This is a genomic window from Oceanospirillum beijerinckii DSM 7166, assembly GCF_000422425.1.
GTDB classification, from domain to species: Bacteria; Pseudomonadota; Gammaproteobacteria; order Pseudomonadales; family Halomonadaceae; genus Oceanospirillum; species Oceanospirillum beijerinckii.
The window spans coordinates 39,316-57,372 of the sequence record NZ_AULT01000022.1 but is presented as its reverse complement, the minus strand read 5'-3'; the positions used below and the strand labels follow the sequence as shown (position 1 = coordinate 57,372).

Sequence of the window (18,057 nt, the reverse complement as noted above, 5' to 3'; positions counted from 1 at the left end):
ATGGTTTTCCATGATGATGCGCAATTTGGGGGCGCATCATCAGGTTTGGAAATCACCATGTTAATTAATGCAGGCGTTCAGTCAGCAGTTTCTAAGATAAGAGCAGGAAGAGTGATTTGCTGTTATCAGGGGAAGTAATCATGACAGATAACAAAAATAACAGCCCATATACACAAGGCCTGGACAGGAATGAAGCTAATCATATTCCTCTGACTCCCGTTGATTTTATCCGCCGTACCGCCATGGTTTATCCAGAGCGCACGGCGATCATCTATAACGATGTCACACGGAGTTGGAAAGAGACCTATCAGCGCTGTATCCGGTTAGCATCGGCGCTCAGTCAGCTGGGGGTAGGCACTCATGATACGGTAGCGGCGATTTTGCCAAATATACCGGAAATGCTGGAGCTGCATTTTGCCGTGCCTATGTTGGGTGCGGTGCTCAATGCGCAGAATACCCGGCTTGATGCTGAAACCATCGCGTTTATGCTGGACCATAGTCAGGCAAAGGTCTTGTTTACCGATAAGGAGTTTGCCTCCACCGTCGCTGAGGCATTGGCGTTATGTCAGCATAAACCTCAGGTGATTGATGTTGATGATATTTATGTCACGGGTGATCTGCTGGGTGAAATGAGCTACGAAGCTTTGCTGGCAAGGGGCGACTCAGGCTTCAGCTGGCAGCTGCCGGAAGACGAATGGCAGGCTATTACGCTCAATTACACCTCGGGGACCACAGGTAATCCCAAGGGAGTGGTTTATCACCACCGTGGAGCTTACCTGAATGCCGTCAGCAATATCATGGGGCAGCAATTGCCGCAGCATGCGGTTTATCTGTGGACCTTGCCCATGTTCCACTGCAATGGCTGGTGTTATCCCTGGGCTGTGACCGCAGTGGCGGGTACGCACGTTTGTTTACGTCATGTCCGTGCGGATCAAATTTTTACCGCCATCGATCGCCATAAGGCCACCCATTTTTGCGGTGCTCCGGTTGTGCTGAATATGATGATTAATGCGCCAGAGCATCAGCGTATCAAGGCGAACCATTCTGTTACTGTGACCACAGGAGGCGCGGCACCACCTGCCAGTGTGATCGAAGGTATGGAAAATCTGGGTATTCAGGTGGTCCATGCTTATGGCCTGACAGAAACCTATGGTCCCAGCGTTTTTTGTGATCCTCAGCCAGAGTGGCAGCAGCTCCCTTTACCGGATAAAGCGAAAAAAATGGCTCGCCAGGGTGTCAGAGCGCCGGGGGTGGCAGACCTGATGGTTGCGGATATGGCCACAGGGCAGGCGGTTCCTATGGATGGTGAGGCTCAGGGCGAGGTCTTGATCCGCAGTAACAGCATTATGAAAGGCTATCTGACCAATCCTACGGCAACGGATGAAGCCTTTAAAGATGGCTGGTTTCACACTGGGGATATCGCGGTAAGACACCCTGATGGTTATATCGAAATTAAGGACCGCTTCAAGGATGTCATTATTTCGGGAGGGGAAAACATCTCGACAATCGAAGTGGAAGATGCTCTTTTCCGTCACCCCGCTGTACTGGAGGCGGCTGTTGTGGCCCGACCAGATGAGTTCTGGGGTGAAGTGCCCTGCGCAGTTGTCACATTAAAAGAGGGTATGGATGCCTCTGAGCAGGACATTATCGATTTCTGCCGTGAACATCTGGCCCACTTCAAGTGCCCTAAGAAAGTGCTCTTTGATATCTTGCCCAAAACATCGACCGGGAAGATCCAAAAGTTTGCCTTAAGGGATAAGGTCAAAGCGCTGGATTGATCAAACTGTCAGCAGGTTATCGTTTATCGAGCGATAACCTGCCTTCAATTGAGCACATTGAAGAGGTAAGGTAAGATGCTGCTTAGTCAATATACGATCAGTAACCCTACAGACTCTCAGTGTGATATGACAGAGCCTTTCTCACATCTCGTTCAGCCCTCTGATCTAACACGAGATGCTGAGAGAAACAGATTGCTGGCCGAGATGGCAGAGCAGTCCACCGATATGATCTCCCGGCATACCCCCGAAGACTGGCGCTTTATCTATGCGTCACCTGCAGTCACTCACCTGTTGGGTTATGAGGTGGATGAAATTATCGGTTTATCCGCCTATGAGCTTTATCACCCGGATGATGTTGAGGATTTCAAACGCAGAAGTCCGACGGTCAGTTATGAACGGGGCTTGTATACCCATACCTATCGCTTTCGCAGAAAAGATGGCCAGTACACCTGGCTGGAAAGTACCAGCCGGAGTATCAGGGATCAGGATACCGGTGAGCTAAAAGAGATTCTCGTCGTCTCCCGGGATGCCAGTCATCGAATTGAAACAGAGCAGGCCAATCAACGGCTTGCACGTGTCCTGGAAAGAACCAGTGATCTGGTTACTTTTATCACTCCTGATCTGAAGGTTTCGCATCTGAATGAAGCCGCGCAAAATACCCTGTTGCTGCATCAGATCAAAAACGATCAGCTTAATTTGGCCAATCTGTTAACTAAAGAAAGCTTTGATGTACTCAGCGAACAAGGTTTACCTGCTGTAAAAGAAGGTAAACCCTGGTGCGCCGAGCTGAATATGCAGGGAGGGCGGCAAGAAGCGATACCGGTTTTATTGGAGCTATTAGCCCACTACTCTTTTCATGGGCAGTTAGAATACTTTTCTTTAGTGGCCCGGGATCTGAGTGAAACAAAACAGGTGCAAGCGGAACTGAAACGTTATCAGGATGAGATTAATCATGCCTCACGTCTGGTCGCGGTGGGGGAGCTGGCTTCAGGTTTAGCCCATGAACTGAACCAGCCACTGACGGCCATTGTTAATTATGTCAGTGGAATACAGCGTCGATTTGGTAATCAGGATCAGATCGCCTGGTCGGAATTGGCTTTTCCACTCAAAAAAGTGTCTGATACGGCGATGAGAGCAGGCAGCTTGATTCATCGTATTATGAACTTTACCCGTAAACAGGAACCACACAGAGAGTTGATACGTCTTAGTGATGTGGTTCCTGATCTGATAGAATTTTGTGCCGCGAAAGCTGAAAAGCATCAAGTCAGGGTCGTCAACCGGGTTAAGGATACCTCCCTGTGTGTGTATGCGGACAGAATTCAGCTGGAGCAGATCCTGCTTAATCTAATGATTAATGGGATAGAGGCCTCTGGTACCATAAGTGAGTCAGATAACAAGGATGCGGTTTGGCCTGAGGTAGAGGTCAGTGCTTGTTTAGATAACGAGGGACAGGTACAGATCTCAGTCTCAGATGAAGGTGAAGGTATCGCAGAAGACGTTCAGGACAGACTGTTTGAGCAGTTTTTTACAACTAAGCCTAAGGGATTGGGTATGGGCCTGGCGATTAGCCACTCATTGGTTGAGAGTCATGGCGGACAGCTTTGGGCTGAAAACCGATTAACAGGTGGAGCGTGTTTCAGCTTTACCTTGAAGCATGTAAGAGAAGATAGAGATAGATGAGTGAAAATGTGTTGACCAGTAACTCCCAGACTATCTATGTGGTTGATGATGACCAGGATGTTCGGGAGTCTTTAAAGTGGCTGCTGGAATCTGTTGGACTGCAGGTGAGCTGTTATGACACCGCGATGGCTTTTTTCGAGCAATACCCCAAGGATGCAGCGGGTTGTATTGTTATGGATGTGCGCATGCCGGGAATGAGTGGTATCAGTGCACAAAAAAAGTTGGCAGATCATCACATTGACTTGCCTGTGATTATGATATCGGCCCACGGTAATATTGATATGGCAGTGACTGCCATGACCCAAGGGGCTGTCACCTTTATTGAAAAGCCCTTTGATGATCAAACCCTGATTGACTATGTCCAGGCCGCCTTAGATAAAGATGCTAAGCGGCGTATCAAGCAGCAGGAACTGTCCGGCAAACAAGCTCACTACGACAGCCTGACCAAGCGTGAACGTCAGGTATTTGAGCTGGTGGTCAAAGGTTTATCAAACCAGGAAATGGCTGATGAGCTGGGCATCAACAAGAAAACGGTTGAGGGACATAGAGCCCATATGATGGCCAAAATGGAGGCAGGGTCACTTCCTGAGTTGATCCATATTGCACTGAGCCTGGGGCTTATCTCTTCTCTTGATTAAGTTGCTGCTGGAGCATCAAGCCCCTCGACTGTTTTGGTCAGAGGAGCTTGATGTTCGGATCTTTCCGCTAAAAATAACGGTTACCTATTAATACTTTCAGCAAACCTTATCTTAGACGCGACCAGCCGAATTACAGTTGTTCAATTATATCTGCGTACTGATCATCAAAGTTACTGAACAGGGTATCGTTCTGCTGGCAGCAACGAATACCACCTGTCTTAATATTGTAGATCCAGCCATGAATCTGCACTTTACCCGTGGCTATCTTGGCAGCAACAGCAGGATGGGTACGAATATGCTGAACCTGTTGCAGCACATTTTCTTCAATGGCTTCATTAAGCAATTCATGAGGAACGCCCTGATCAAGGGGAATAGTATGGCGTTCACGCACAATCTCCATTGCAGAGCGGCAGTGGCCCAGCCATTCTTTGACATGGGGAAGTCCCTTCAGATTATCCGGGTCCAGAGCCCCCTTGATGGCGCCACAATCGGTATGGCCGCAGATAATAATATGACGTACACCCAGTACAGCGACAGCATACTCAATAGAGGCTGTCATGCCACCTGTCTCGTTGCTGTGGGGAGGGATAATGTTACCGGCATTACGGCAGATAAACAGATCACCCGGATCAGAGCCTGTTAACAGATTCGGATCAATACGGGAGTCGGAACAGGTGATAAATAATACATCGGGGCTCTGCCCAGTGGCCAGTGTACCAAACAGGTCTTTATGCTGGGGGTATACATTTTGGCGAAAATTCAATACGCCTTTGACGATTCTGTCCACTGCTTACTCTCTAATACAAATTGCTAAAGGGGGGGGTAAATTGCAGCCCGCCACCGTTTTGACAGGCTGCGATCAGAAACGGGTACTTAGCCTATTTCCATTAAAACTTCACCCGGAGTTACACGGTCACCCTTAGTAACATGAATAGCCTGTACAGTGCCAGCAATGCTGGTATGAATTTCAGTTTCCATCTTCATCGCTTCAGCGACCAGTACCGACTGTCCGGCTTCAACACTATCGCCTTCTTTCACCAGCACCTCAACCACATTACCTGGCATGGCCGTAGTAATATGGCCCGGCTCACTGGCCCGCTTACGGCTGTTACCACCTTCTGAGACAAACTCGTTGAGCGGCTCGAAAATCACCTCTTCCGGCATACCGTCCATTGACAGATAGATTTTCCGTTTGCCCGCACCGTGATCACCAATACCGGTCACGGCAATCTCGTAGGTCTCGCCGTGGACATCAATTTTAAATTCTGATGCCCTGGTTTGTCCCAGTTTGCTACCCTGACCGCTATCGACTGGTAGCAGCTCTTCAGGCTTCAGGCTGCCGTCAGCGCGTTGTTGCAGGAACTCGCGCCCCAGGTCCGGGAACATGGCATAGGTAAGTACATCCTCTTCCGATAGCGCCAGATCACCAATGTCAGCACGCAGCTTATTCAGCTCCGGCTGCAGCAGATCCGCAGGGCGACCCACATCAACATTCTCATTACCAATCGCTTTTTTCTGCAGCTGGCTGTCCACTTCAGCCGGTGCGGCACCATAGCCCCCTTGCAGGTAGCGTTTGACCTCGTTGGTGATGGTTTTATAGCGCTCACCGGCTAAAACATTATACACGGCCTGGGTGCCGACAATCTGAGAGGTTGGTGTGACCAGTGGCGGATAACCCAGGTCTTTCCGTGCCCGTGGAATCTCGGCGAACACATCGCGGATCTTATCCAGTGCATTCTGCTCTTTCAGCTGGTTGGCCAGGTTGGACATCATACCACCGGGTACCTGGTTGATCTGTACCGAGACATCCTCGCGGGTAAATTCACTTTCAAACTGGTGATATTTTTTCCGTACTTCGCGGAAGTAGTCGGCAATCTCTGACAGCAGTTCCAGATCAAGCCCCGTGTCATAATCGGAATCTTTCAGGGCCGCAACCTGGGCTTCCGTAGCCGGGTGGCTGGTGCCGCTGGCAAAGGAGGAGATCGCAGTATCAATACGATCTGCACCGGCTTCAATGGCCTTCAGCTGACATAAAGGAGCCAGACCTGCGGTAGAGTGACTGTGTACCACAACCGGCAGATCCAGTTCCGCTTTCAGTGCAGCAACCAGATCGTAGGTGGCATAAGGGGTCAGCAAACCCGCCATATCTTTAATGGCGATGGAGTCGGCCCCCATATCGCGCATCGCCTGGGCCTGTTTTACAAACAACTCTGGTGTATGTACCGGGCTGGTGGTGTAGCAGATGGTGCCCTGGGCATGTTTACCTGCTTTTTTGACCGCCGCCATCGCTGTTTCCAGGTTGCGTACGTCATTCAGGGCATCAAACACCCGGAACACATCAATACCGTTATCGGCCGCTTTTGCTACAAAAGCCTCAACCACATCATCGGCATAGTGGCGATAGCCTAACAGGTTCTGTCCGCGTAGTAGCATCTGTAAACGAGTGTTAGGCAATGCTGCACGCAATTGGCGTAAACGCTCCCAGGGGTCTTCTTTCAGAAAACGCACACAAGCGTCAAAGGTCGCACCGCCCCAGACTTCAAGGGACCAGTAGCCCACTTGATCCAGTTTTTCGCAGATAGGCAGCATATCGTCTGTGCGCATCCGTGTTGCAATTAGGGACTGGTGGGCATCCCGCAGGATGACATCGGTGACTTCAACTTTTTTCCCATGACTCATGATCTATTCTCCTGCAATCGCCAGTGCGATTGTCTGAATTCTGTTTGATTCCGTTACCTGCCGGTCTGTGCGGCTAGTGTCATTGATTACCAGCCCGCATGGGCTGCGATAGCCGCGGCCACCGCCAGAGCAATCTCGCTGGGATGACGTTTTTCTGAGTAGTTCATCAGCTCCGGGTGGCTGGGCACAAAACTGGTGTCAAAATTCGCCTGTTGAAAATCCGGGTGCTGCAAAATCTGCTGATAGTAGGTAGCCGTGGTCTTAATACCGTGCAGGCGCATATCGTCCAGTGCACGCTGTCCCCGAGCCACCACTTCCTCCCAGGTCAGCGCCCAGGTGACTAATTTCAGGCACATGGAATCGTAGAAGGGAGGAATCTCATAACCGGTATAAATCGCGGTATCGACCCGAACCCCAGGGCCGCCTGGCGCATAATAATGGGAGATACGGCCAAAGCTGGGCAGAAAGTCATTTTTAGGGTCTTCCGCATTGATACGGAACTGCAGTGCAAAACCGCGATAGCTGATATCCTGCTGGCGATAGCTCAACTCCAGCCCGGAGGCGATTCGCAGCTGTTCGCGCACAATATCCACCCCAGTGATCTGCTCGGTAATGGTATGCTCTACCTGAACACGGGTATTCATCTCCATAAAGTAGACTTCATTGCCAGAGAACAGAAGCTCCACCGTACCAGCGTTTTCATAACCTACTGCCTGAGCGGCTTTAACCGCCAGACCGCCGATATACTGACGCTGTTCCGGGGTTAGTTGGGGGCTGGGGGCGATCTCGATCAGCTTCTGGTTACGGCGCTGAATAGAACAGTCCCTTTCATACAGATGCACCACATTACCGTGGCTGTCTGCCAGTACCTGAACTTCAATATGGCGCGGATTAACGATGCACTTTTCCATAAAGACTTCGGCAGAACCAAAGGCCTTGGTCGCTTCAGAGATCACCCTGGGATACTGCAGTTTCAGCTCCTGAGGGCTGTCGCAGCGGCGTATCCCGCGACCACCGCCACCGGAAGTGGCCTTGATCATAATGGGGTAACCGATCTCATCAGCCAGTGTCAGGGCTTCTTCAACGCCGCTCAGGTTGCCTTCCGAACCCGGTGTAATGGGGACACCGGCTGCGCGCATGGCATCACGGGCCTGAGTTTTATCCCCCATTTTATGAATAATGTCGGCTTGAGGGCCGATAAAGGTGATTCCCTTCTGTTCGCATAAACGGGCAAATTCAGCGTTTTCCGATAGAAAACCATAGCCGGGATGAATCGCATCACAGCCGGTTTCCAGCGCCAGATTGACAATACGAGGGGGATCAAGATAACCCGCCAGAGGATCGTCTCCCAGAGAGTAAGCCTCATCCGCACGCTTAACATGTAATGCGTAACGGTCTGGCTCGGTATAAATTGCCACGGAACGAATACCCATTTCGGCGCAGGCGCGCACGATACGAACCGCAATCTCCCCCCGGTTGGCAATTAAAACTTTTTTGATCATGGCATTCTCCTAAGCTTTCAGCTCGTTTGCCCTTAAAGTCCATTTAGCCTAGTAGAATGATCGGATAAGGAGAAATTGTTATTTTTTGGCTTAGCTATAAGGTAAAACTTATAGCTCTGTCGTTTTTGGATAAGGTTATCATAGAGTTTATAAGGATTTTGCTTGTCAGAGAGGATATTCTGGCGTCAAAATGCGCTGGTTCAGATTACCGGGTGTTACCCCGACCGTTTGTTCTGACGGTGTTTTTGCACAGGCCATTTATCATATCCAGTGACGATTCAGATACTTGATCAGGTGACAATATGCCCCTTTCTGTTCCTCAGATGACCAGTCGATTGACATTCCGGCAGTTGCAGGTGTTTAAAGCAGTTTATGAACGGCAAAGCTATAGCAAGGCCGGTGATGAGCTGGGCCTGACCCAACCTGCAGTCAGCAGTCAGGTACGCCAACTGGAACAAGCGATAGGGCAGCCCCTGTTTGAATACGTCGGGCGACGGTTATTCTGTACCGCTGCGGGGGAGCGTCTGGCATCCAGCATCCATACTATTTTTACGGAGTTGGGGCATCTGCAAACCGATCTGGCGGCATTGCAGGGAGCCGTGGCAGGTGAGTTAAAGCTGGTAGCGGTCAACACGGCTCAGTACGTGGTGCCCTATCTGTTGAGAGCCTTTCTTAATTTACACCCTCAGGTCAGTGTCAGTGTTAAGGTAGTTAATCGGGCAACCGCACTGCAGCGGTTGAATGATAACAGTGATGATCTGGTCGTCATGGGGATGGTACCTGTTGATCGACCTTTGATGTCGCTACCTTTTCTGGATAATGAGTTTGTTCCTGTGGTGCCGCCTGAGCATCCTTTGCTGGCTTCTCATGATATTTCTGCTCAGCGCTTTTTAGATAGTGGTTTACTGATCCGCGAGCCGGGTTCCGGCAGTCGCCTGGCGCTGGAGCAACACTGTCAGCAGCAGCGCCTGCGTCTCCTGCCCAGTATGGAACTGGGTTCGAACGATGCGGTAAAACATGCCGTGATTGCCGGTTTAGGCGTCGCAGTCTTACCCAAACTCAGTATTTTATCCGAGTTGAAGTTGGGCTCACTGATGACACCCTCAGTCAATGGCTTTCCATTGCGACGCAGCTTTTGTGTCGTTCACCCTCAGGGCAAACATCCTACGCCAGCAATGCAGGCGTTTCTGGACTACGTTCAGCAGAATATTAAACAGTTTGAGCGTCATTTTATTAACCGGGCAACAATGTCTTTAGTCGAATAACTCAGATAGGCGATATGTTCTGATGGGTTACCTGATAGGCCTGTAATCTGGTAGGCCAGCCCTTTGGCTGTTGTGCTAACGGGATAAAAGACCATAACGACGGTAAAACTGCCTCAATCCTTGTTCGCTAAACTGTATCGTCCGGGAATCCATATCCTGTCTGGCCTATTGTTTGTTAATTATCGTCTAAGAGTAGCCAGTGTAGTGCGTGACTACGGTCTTAACGAACGGGAGCAGGCACCGGAAGGCTCTAAATCCCATGAGGTGGAATAGTGTTCATTGCATCTGGCGGATGAGCCGTGTTTGTGCTCTTTAGATGATCAGGTCGTATCCAGTCGGTTTTGAAATTTGGCAGAAAATGCTGGTATCTTGTCATAGCTGCCAGGTTGGAGGACTCTTAGTATGGCGATAGAGGGTTCACACCGAGAAGGGTGTGAGCTGAATATCATCATAACCAGGAGTCTTATCATGAATTTGACCTATGGTATTTACCTTTATCCTGAAGTGGCATCGCTGGACTTTGTTGGTCCGTACGAAGCATTTGATCTGTCCTGCTATCTGTTGAAAAGCGGCCGAGTGGTAACTATTGCTGAAACAGATGAGCCGATCGTGTGCTCCAACGGTATGGAGGTCAAACCTCAGTTTACATTCGATACCGCACCAGAGCTGGATATCTTGCTGGTGCCGGGAGCGAATAGTCTGGAAGCGGCGCTTAATAGCGAAAAAGCCATCGACTGGGTACGTCAGCAGGCGGATACCGTGCGGTTCACCACCGCGGTATGTACAGGGGCGTTGATTCTACAAAAAGCGGGCCTGTTGGCGGGTAAAAAAGCCACCACGCATTGGATGTTAATCGAGGCTTTATCTGCGGACGAGAGTGTAACTGTGATGCCTGAGATGCGTTATGTGCGTGACGGTAATATGGTAACTTCCCAGGGTGTCTCTGCGGGTATTGATATGTCGCTGTGGCTGTTGGGTGAGTTACATTCACCGGCTCATGCAAGAGAAGTACGTAAAGTGCTGCATTATGATCCGGCACCTCCGTATCAAGCTGAGGTTTAAACTTAAGTGTTTCTGGGAGCTTTTCAGACGTTTTCCAAAAGAGCTTCCAAAAGAGCTTCCAGAAGAGCGCTCCAGAAATGCTTTCAGCAAGGCGGCAAGAAAAGTGTCCAGCCAGGTTTTCAGCTGTATTTTCAGACAAGTGGTAACAAACAGAGGCTCTATCAGAGATAGCAGGTCAACAGGGTGCACGAGGTCGATAGTGTGAAACAGGTTGAGATCTTTCTTTATGATCAGGTTGTCGGCCTGGATGTGATGGGGCCTTTGGAAGTGTTTACTTCGGCGAATCATATTCGTCGGCTGCAAGGTAAGGCTCCAGCTTATCAGGTGACGCTATCCGCTGAAGAAGCAGGCTTAGTGACCTTAAGCTCGGGTGTTCAGTTAAAAGCTGACAGCCCCGTCGTCCAGTTTGCTGATAACGATTACTTTATGCTGATGGGTAGTTTTATCGCGCCTGATCTGGCTTTGAATACTGAGCTGATTGAGACATTATCGACTAAAGCGACCTTGGCTCAATGTCAGGTTTCTATCTGTACGGGGGCGTTCTTATTAGCCGCAACAGGGCTGTTAGATGGTAAAGCCTGTACTACTCATTGGTACTACAGTGAGCGTTTGGCCGAGATGTTCCCTAAGGTCAAAGTGGATTCAGAGGCTATTTATATTCAGCAGGGTAGTGTCTATTCAAGCGCTGGTGTCAGTGCGGGTATTGATCTGTCATTGGCCTTGGTCGAGCAGGATTACGGTGTTGAGTTAGCGATGGATGTAGCCAGAAGCCTTGTGCTTTATATGCGCCGTCCGGGTAGTCAGTCTCAATTCAGTACACCGGTCAGCTTGCGACAAAAGGCCGGTAGTCGTTTTAATCACCTACATGATTGGTTATTGGATAACCTCTGTGGCTCTCTGTCAGTAGAACAGATGGCTGAATATTGCCGTATGAGTCCAAGAAACTTTGCCCGTCGTTTTACTCAGACCGCTGGCGTTACTCCTGCAAAATATCTGGAACAATTGCGCTTATTACAAGCCCGGAGTTTACTTGAAAGTACTCCGTTGTCCGTGGAAGCGGTAGCATGGGATACAGGCTTTGGCCGTGAGGAACGGCTGCGACGCGTATTTCTAAAAAACCTGGGCGTAACACCCGGTATTTATCGGCAGCACTTTAATACTAAACCTTCTCTGTAGCTTACGGGCTAATCGACCCCATCTCATCAGATGTACAGTCTGAACCTGATGTTTCAGTCATGTCTGTAAATCACTTTAATGCTAAGGCGCTCCCAGAATTCACTCAGAGTGTTGAGATGTAAAGAAGAAGCGAGTGGTATATTAAAAACGTTGAGCGTTTTGCAATTGCAAAGCGCTCAACGACCCTGGCTTTGTTATTTTGCAGGGCTATCGCTTTATCTGCTTAAATGAATACAGAATTATGCTCGCATCACTCTTACGGAAATAGCCTACTTACTCATGCTTACCAGATTACGGTTTTTCCAGCCTTGTTGCAGATACAGTAGAGGAACAATGACAGCAGCCAGAATCATGGCATAAACCATGGCACCACCTAAGCTGATCACAAACAGAGCACAGGCTACTAGCCCTATAGCAATCGCGGGCCGATGTCGTTTTGTGAGCAGTTTCCAGGCTGCCAGCATGGATAAGGTATAGATCATCACAAAGCATCCATTAACCCAGTGAGCCAAGACAACAAAGTCCAACTGGCTAAAGTGACTGATGACTAATATGGTAGCTGAGATCAAAATAAAGGTCAGTAAAGCAGAGGATGGCACCTGATGTTTATTCAGTCGGTTAAGTCGAGCCGGTAAAACGCCGTCCTGACTAAAGCTCCAAGCCAGACGAGCCGTGCTGGCAAAATAAACGTTGACGGTAGCCAGGCCGCTAACTAAACCAAGAAGGCCGATAATCCAACGCCCGCTATCGCCGATTAATAACTCAAACGCGCCTACCATCGCCAGACTGTGTTCCGGCGCAAATGAGGATAGCCATGTGCAGGCAATATAGATCAAGCCTACCAGGGTCACTCCACCCAAAGCGGCTGGAATAAAATCCCGTTTAACATCCTTGAATTCTCCCGCTAAGTGAGTAACTGCTTCAATACCCAGAAAACTCCATGCTGCAAGAGCGATAGCGGCCATTAAGCCCTCTGAGGTCGAGCTTGTTGCATTAATTTGTTGAGCGGCCTGGGTGGATAAAGAGGCGTGCGGTGTAGTAAAAGCTGCCAGTAGCATTGTAAGAACAACGGCAACAATGGTCAGTGTTAAGATCAGCTGAATCTTTCCGGAGAGTTGTAAGCCTCTGCGATTCAGGAGGAACAGCCCGACAAAGGCGGCCAGCTCCACAAGTAAGCGTTGACCCGAAGACAACTCAATCAAAGGGCGAAGAAACTCAAACGTCATAATCAGGGCTGCCGTGATCCCTGGTGGGATGGCAAACAGAAAAGTTAAGCCAGCTACCCGTCCGGCTATAGGGCCAAAAGCCCGTTCGGTAAAGTAAGCAGGACCTGCAGCATGGGTATAATGACGACCTAGCTCGGCAAAGACATAGGTGAGTGGCAGAACAGCGATTAACAACATTGCCCAGGCCCACATCGCCTGACTACCGGCAGCGGCCAATGTTAGTTGAGGTAGAATAAACACCCCTGTACCTAATAAGGTGGTGGCAATTAGCCCCATTCCTTGCCAGCGGGTAATCGTTTGATTTAGCCTTGTCATCCCTAAGCTCCTGACATAAATATACCAAAGGGCATATAGGGGTGCCTTTGGTTAATAGGTTGTTAAATAATGATTTTTTATCGAATATCTTTGATCGCTACGCAAAAACTTTTCGAGCATAGCCAGATGGTCTGATACCAAATCCGATAAGTTGTTGTAGGTCGGAAAAGCCGTAAGGCGCCTTCCGACAATCATCAGATACCGGAGCAAATGTCGGATGGCGCTCCGCTTATCCAACCTACTCTGATATCAAGAAACTTATCGGGAATGGTATGACACCTTTGCAGAAAAGCTTTTGCCAAGCATTTAGTATACTTTGATGGTTTAAATCAGAAGGTCGTGATCTGACGACGATTTGGGTTTTTTTCACGTTTTCACCAACATTTTGCTCGCAAGGCTAACCGATGGATCATTTTGACGAAAAAATTATTGCAGCCCTGAAGGAAAATGCTCGTCAGAGTGTTTCTGCTATTGCCGAACAGGTGAACCTGTCCCGTTCTGCTGTGTCAGAGCGAATTAAGCGTCTGGAAGAGCAGGGAGAGATTCTGGGTTATCAGGTGCTTACTGCTCAGAAACTCAGTAGTAATCAGCAGCTAAAAGCCTATTTTCAGATCAGTCATGGTGGCTTTAAGTGCCGTCCTTTAGTGGCGTTTCTGATGCAGTATCCAGAAGTGAAGCTGTGCCACGGTATAAGCGGAGAGGTGGATCTTCTGGTCTATCTGGAAGTGGATTCCATGCAGCGTATTCACGATATCCTGGCAGAACTGGATGATAGGCTACCGGAAAAGGCCAGAGTCACGACCCATATGGTGCTGAGAGAGTGGCGGCAGTAGTTACGTATTTATCGTATTTTAATTTGGGCTCAAAGCGACACTTAATGATAGCGTTGCGACAATTGTTTTTTTATCCTGATATGGCAGATGTAAAATTCCATTGAACACGACAGAAAAGCCACTAAATATGACGCATACAGTTCAGGCTAAAGTCTAATATTTTGCTTTAATGGAGTTGTCAGGGCGACACTCGCCCATGAGGAGCCAATCGTGCAAGAGGCTTTCTTATCGCCCTGAGTCACTTCTGCTAAGTGAGCACTATTAAACCCTAAAATTGTACCACCCTCCGGGGTGGTTTTTTTTGCCTGCTCTCCTGCTTAGGATCAGTGCTGGTCTTAAGTACAGCCGTTATTTATCACCCTGCTACTCATGACTCATGCGATAGCCATCAAGGCTGATTACGGCCAAACAGTGTTATCTCATCATCTTCCTGCCAAGGCTGATATTTTGTCATAATGCTTAAGAACAGCGGGCTCTCCAGCCAGTTATTCAACCAGCGCTGCAGATTAGGATAGGGGGCTTCGAAAAACCATCTGCGATCGACATGAGCAAACTGTCGAATAAAAGGCATGATGGCGATATCTGCCAATGAGGCTTTATCCCCTAACAGGTAGTCGTTTCCCTGTAACCGCTCCTCTAGCTCCAGCAGAAATACTTCTCCCTGCTGACGGTACTCCTGCTGAGAAAAGTCAGGGTATCGGTCGGCATATTTATAACGATCCAGGCACGGCTTAAAGTCTTTATCGTTACGTTGAATCAGTTGATCACAGTGCTTTATCCTTTCATCCGGTGTGGCACTGTCTGTATCAGCCTGCGGCAAAAAGCCTTGAGGGTCAGTTTGCTCTAATACCCAGCGCATGATATCCAGGCTTTCATCTACCACTTTGCTTTCGTTTTCCACGAACAGTACTGGCACTGTACCTTTTGGGCTGATGGCTAACATGGTTTCTGGTTTGTTTTTCAGTACAATCTCACGCAGTTCAACGGTTAGCCCTGAAGCCATAATGGCTAATCTGGCACGCATTGCATAAGGACAGCGACGAAAAGAATAGAGAACAGGGTAGGCTGGCATGATGACTCTTATCTGGCGGATAAAAAATATTGAATTAAAAAGCTTAGCGCTGCAAAAAACGTCGTGCCACCCAATAGACCCAGGGAGTCACAAATAGTAGTGTGCTAACAATATCGACCAATGTATGATACTGCAGTTCTATCATCAGGTAGAAATAACTCAGGGCCAAAAGGCTATAGATTAGGCTTAATCGCCTATGCTGAGAGATCAGCCACAGTGATGGAACAATAATGGCACTATGGGTGCTAAAATCCATGCCCCACTTTGGCCAGATTTGCAGCCATAGATCCAACGCATAAAGGGTATAAATACCGGCACACGATAAGAGTGCAAAGTATGCAAAAGATCTTAGTTGATTGCTCTGGTAAGCGAGCCAAAGACTCTGTAAAAAAAACAGGGGCGTATAAAGATCAGCCAATAGGGCTAACATGGTAATTTCCTTGTGTTTTTTCGAAGCATATTCGAAGGCACAGTGGCTAAAATTGTCAAACTTTATTTACAAATCAGTATGTTAGTATGGCTTTACCTGTCTGGTAGTTGCCGCTAGTCTACTGCCTTATTCTTTGGGTGAGACAAAAAGCAGAATGAGTCCTTTTCGAAACAATCTGACTGAGCGCGCGCGTCAACTTACCCGTGAGTTTCTCGCTCAGCATGATCAGTCCGGCAGCAGTTCGGAACAGGCCCTGATTATGGTCACTATCGAGCTGAACCGCATTGCGATGCATTGTCAGACGGAAGAAGAGAAACGCATGATCATCGAGGGTTTTTCTCTGGGGTTAACTCAGCTGAAGTGGAATGCAGAAGAAGCCGCCCGAATGGTTAAAGGTTTAAAAAAACAGGTGCTGGGGTCTTAACCCCAGCCCTCATCTGCCCCTTCGTAGCGCATCAATCAGTGCACTACCCCAAATATTTCCCACACCCTGCAGGCTATATTGATTACATATCTGCTACAAATCACACAGATCCCGCATCGCTTCATGAGTACTCAGATACACCTGCCCCGGTGCCAGGTGTTCAATAAATCGCGTTTGTTTTAGCTGATCCATTACCGGCCCTTTTACATCGGCCAGATGCAAAGTCACGCCAGATTCCTGCAAATTGTCCTTGAGCATCTCCAGAGTTTCCAACGCACTGGCATCAATAAAGCTGATCGCACTGCAGATAATCACCAGATGTTGTAGCTGAGGTTGCTCTGCGACAACGGCCATCACCTCATCTTCGATATAGCGGGTATTGGCAAAATAGAGATTTTCATCAATGCGCAGCCCCAGGCAGCAGGGGTTGGTTTTTACATCAAAGCGCTTGATATTACGAAAGTGCTCGCTGTCTCCTACACGGCCAACAATAGCGATATGAGGATGGCTGTTTCTTTGCAATAACAGAGCGATAGACAGTGCGACGCCGCTTAACAGGCCTATTTCGACCCCGGCTATTAAAACCATTGCAAAAGTGACAATCAGCGTTAAAGCATCCGCACGGTTAAAGCGCCATGTGCTTTTAATACCGGATAGATCGATCAATGGCAATACCGCCATAATCACTATCACCCCCAGTACTGCTTTAGGCGGGGAATAGAACCAGGGCGTAAAAAACAGCACCGTCAGCGCCAGGCCCGTGGCAGTAATCAAAGAGGCCACGGTGGTTTGTGCACCCGAGGCATCATTGACCATCGAACGGCCAAAGCCTCCCGCAACAGGATAAGCCCCTGTAAATGCAGCCCCCAGATTGGCAAACCCCAGCGCTACCAGCTCCCTATCAGGCTTGATGCGCTCCCGTCGCTTACTGGCCAGAGCAGTACCGACAGAAACGCTTTCTAAAAAGCCTACCAAAGCAATCAACAGTGCTGCAGGCAACAGACTCTGCCACCAACTCAGATCAACGGGTAATAGATGAAACGCCGGTAGTCCTGCTGGAATATCACCGACAACGGACACGCCATAAGCCTGATCCAGCTGGAATAACTCAACCAAAGCCACGCCCAACACGATGGCAAACATAGGCCCGGCTTTAGCAATAGAACCTGCCAGCAAGCCGGAACATCCCAGCTTCGCTAAGACGGTGGCTAAGTGATTTTTACTAAACCACATTACCGCAAAGGCAGAAAGCGCCAGCATTAGCGTAATCAGACTGGTCTGCGGAATATGACCTATCAGGTTGCCTAGGGTTTCCGGGAAACCATGCCCCCTGGGAAACTCCAGCCCCAATACATATTTGATCTGGCTAACCGCAATCATCAGGGCTGCTGCGCTGGTAAAGCCTGTAATCACGGAATGACTGAGAAAATTGACCAGCGAGCCTAAACGCAGCAAATACATCAACAATAAGATAATGCCGACCAGCAGCGCCAACACCATGGCCGTCGCAAGATATAGCTCAGTCCCGGCCTGTGCATGTTGTGATACCGCTTCACCAACCATAAGAGAAGCGATTGCTACAGGGCCTACAGCCAAGCTCCGGCTGCTGCCTAAGAGCCCATAAATAAACAAAGGCACGATACCGGCATACAAGCCCATCTGCGGTGGTAATCCTGCCAGAAAGGCATAGGCCATCCCCTGTGGCACCAGCATAATAGCAACAATCAGACCGGCGATGCTGTCACTGATCAGTGTTTCCCTCTGGTACGTTTTTAGCCAAGCCAAAAGAGGAAATAGCGTTTCCAGGCGGTTTGTTTTAGCTACTGAATGACCATTGGTTGTTTGTTTATGCACATACACCCCCTGACGATGCGCCTGGTATCAGTCCAGACATCAGCAATATCCTATGTCTTAAAACAAAAATGAATATTGATAGTTTAAATAATTATATGCTAATGTTCCATGTAAATTATCCAT

Annotated in this window: 16 protein-coding genes; 9 read left to right on the top strand and 7 right to left on the bottom strand. The window is 48.9% G+C overall.

Annotated features, from left to right (window positions below; genetic code table 11):
• The first annotated feature begins 140 nt into the window (after nucleotides 1-140).
• From H579_RS0107690 to H579_RS0107680, 3 genes are all read left to right on the top strand, one after another.
• Nucleotides 141-1,778 (top strand): acyl-CoA synthetase, encoded by a 1,638-nt coding sequence (locus H579_RS0107690; protein ID WP_028300194.1) that lies wholly within the window; start codon nucleotides 141-143, stop codon nucleotides 1,776-1,778.
• Between the two features lie 75 nt (nucleotides 1,779-1,853).
• Nucleotides 1,854-3,458 carry a PAS domain-containing sensor histidine kinase gene (locus H579_RS24730; RefSeq protein WP_245583228.1) on the top strand — a complete coding sequence of 535 codons (1,605 nt, stop codon included), beginning with the start codon at nucleotides 1,854-1,856 and terminating at the stop codon, nucleotides 3,456-3,458.
• Complete coding sequence (locus tag H579_RS0107680) at nucleotides 3,455-4,096, top strand: response regulator transcription factor (protein WP_036565678.1); 642 nt, start codon at nucleotides 3,455-3,457, stop codon at nucleotides 4,094-4,096. Before H579_RS24730 ends, H579_RS0107680 begins: the two co-directional genes overlap by 4 nt.
• A 130-nt stretch (nucleotides 4,097-4,226) precedes the next feature.
• Here H579_RS0107680 and H579_RS0107675 read toward each other — a convergent pair whose 3' ends face one another.
• The 3 genes from H579_RS0107675 to H579_RS0107665 all read right to left on the bottom strand — a co-directional run bounded on the left by H579_RS0107675 (nucleotide 4,227) and on the right by H579_RS0107665 (nucleotide 8,277).
• Nucleotides 4,227-4,883 (bottom strand): carbonic anhydrase, encoded by a 657-nt coding sequence (locus tag H579_RS0107675; protein WP_028300192.1) that lies wholly within the window; start codon nucleotides 4,881-4,883, stop codon nucleotides 4,227-4,229.
• Between the two features lie 86 nt (nucleotides 4,884-4,969).
• The gene (oadA, locus tag H579_RS0107670; protein ID WP_028300191.1) at nucleotides 4,970-6,775 is read right to left on the bottom strand and encodes a sodium-extruding oxaloacetate decarboxylase subunit alpha; all 1,806 of its coding nucleotides are present in this window, start codon (nucleotides 6,773-6,775) and stop codon (nucleotides 4,970-4,972) included.
• Nucleotides 6,776-6,861: 86 nt separating this feature from the next.
• A complete protein-coding gene (locus tag H579_RS0107665) occupies nucleotides 6,862-8,277 on the bottom strand; it encodes an acetyl-CoA carboxylase biotin carboxylase subunit (protein ID WP_028300190.1) in 1,416 nt (471 codons plus the stop codon).
• Between the two features lie 302 nt (nucleotides 8,278-8,579).
• On the opposite strand from H579_RS0107665, the gene H579_RS0107660 reads away from it, so the two are divergent.
• The 4 genes from H579_RS0107660 (at nucleotide 8,580) to H579_RS0107650 (ending at nucleotide 11,780) form a co-directional block, all read left to right on the top strand.
• A complete protein-coding gene (locus H579_RS0107660; protein WP_028300189.1) occupies nucleotides 8,580-9,542 on the top strand; it encodes a LysR family transcriptional regulator in 963 nt (320 codons plus the stop codon).
• 120 nt (nucleotides 9,543-9,662) lie between these two features.
• Nucleotides 9,663-9,815: a hypothetical protein gene (locus H579_RS28520; protein ID WP_211224684.1), complete on the top strand. Its 153-nt coding sequence runs from the start codon at nucleotides 9,663-9,665 to the stop codon at nucleotides 9,813-9,815.
• A 195-nt stretch (nucleotides 9,816-10,010) separates the two neighbouring features.
• Entirely contained in the window at nucleotides 10,011-10,604 is a 594-nt protein-coding gene (locus tag H579_RS0107655) for a DJ-1/PfpI family protein (protein ID WP_036565676.1), read from the top strand.
• Between the two features lie 183 nt (nucleotides 10,605-10,787).
• Nucleotides 10,788-11,780 carry a GlxA family transcriptional regulator gene (locus tag H579_RS0107650; protein ID WP_051227417.1) on the top strand — a complete coding sequence of 331 codons (993 nt, stop codon included), beginning with the start codon at nucleotides 10,788-10,790 and terminating at the stop codon, nucleotides 11,778-11,780.
• A 269-nt stretch (nucleotides 11,781-12,049) separates the two neighbouring features.
• Here H579_RS0107650 and yjeH read toward each other — a convergent pair whose 3' ends face one another.
• Complete coding sequence (gene yjeH / locus H579_RS0107645; protein WP_028300186.1) at nucleotides 12,050-13,321, bottom strand: L-methionine/branched-chain amino acid transporter; 1,272 nt, start codon at nucleotides 13,319-13,321, stop codon at nucleotides 12,050-12,052.
• 404 nt (nucleotides 13,322-13,725) lie between these two features.
• On the opposite strand from yjeH, the gene H579_RS0107640 reads away from it, so the two are divergent.
• Nucleotides 13,726-14,154 (top strand): Lrp/AsnC family transcriptional regulator, encoded by a 429-nt coding sequence (locus H579_RS0107640; RefSeq protein WP_028300185.1) that lies wholly within the window; start codon nucleotides 13,726-13,728, stop codon nucleotides 14,152-14,154.
• A 388-nt stretch (nucleotides 14,155-14,542) separates the two neighbouring features.
• Here the strand turns inward: H579_RS0107640 and H579_RS24725 are convergent, their stop codons facing one another.
• Nucleotides 14,543-15,226, bottom strand: a complete 684-nt coding sequence (locus tag H579_RS24725; protein WP_036565672.1) for a glutathione S-transferase — start codon at nucleotides 15,224-15,226, stop codon at nucleotides 14,543-14,545.
• 43 nt (nucleotides 15,227-15,269) lie between these two features.
• The gene (locus tag H579_RS0107630; protein WP_028300184.1) at nucleotides 15,270-15,656 is read right to left on the bottom strand and encodes a hypothetical protein; all 387 of its coding nucleotides are present in this window, start codon (nucleotides 15,654-15,656) and stop codon (nucleotides 15,270-15,272) included.
• Between the two features lie 154 nt (nucleotides 15,657-15,810).
• Between H579_RS0107630 and H579_RS0107625 the strand changes: the two genes are divergently transcribed.
• Nucleotides 15,811-16,080, top strand: coding sequence for a hypothetical protein (locus H579_RS0107625; protein WP_028300183.1), 270 nt, complete (start codon nucleotides 15,811-15,813; stop codon nucleotides 16,078-16,080).
• A gap of 93 nt (nucleotides 16,081-16,173) precedes the next feature.
• On the opposite strand, the gene H579_RS24720 is transcribed toward H579_RS0107625, so the two are convergent.
• Nucleotides 16,174-17,934 (bottom strand): SulP family inorganic anion transporter, encoded by a 1,761-nt coding sequence (locus tag H579_RS24720; protein ID WP_245583227.1) that lies wholly within the window; start codon nucleotides 17,932-17,934, stop codon nucleotides 16,174-16,176.
• Nucleotides 17,935-18,057 lie beyond the last annotated feature (123 nt).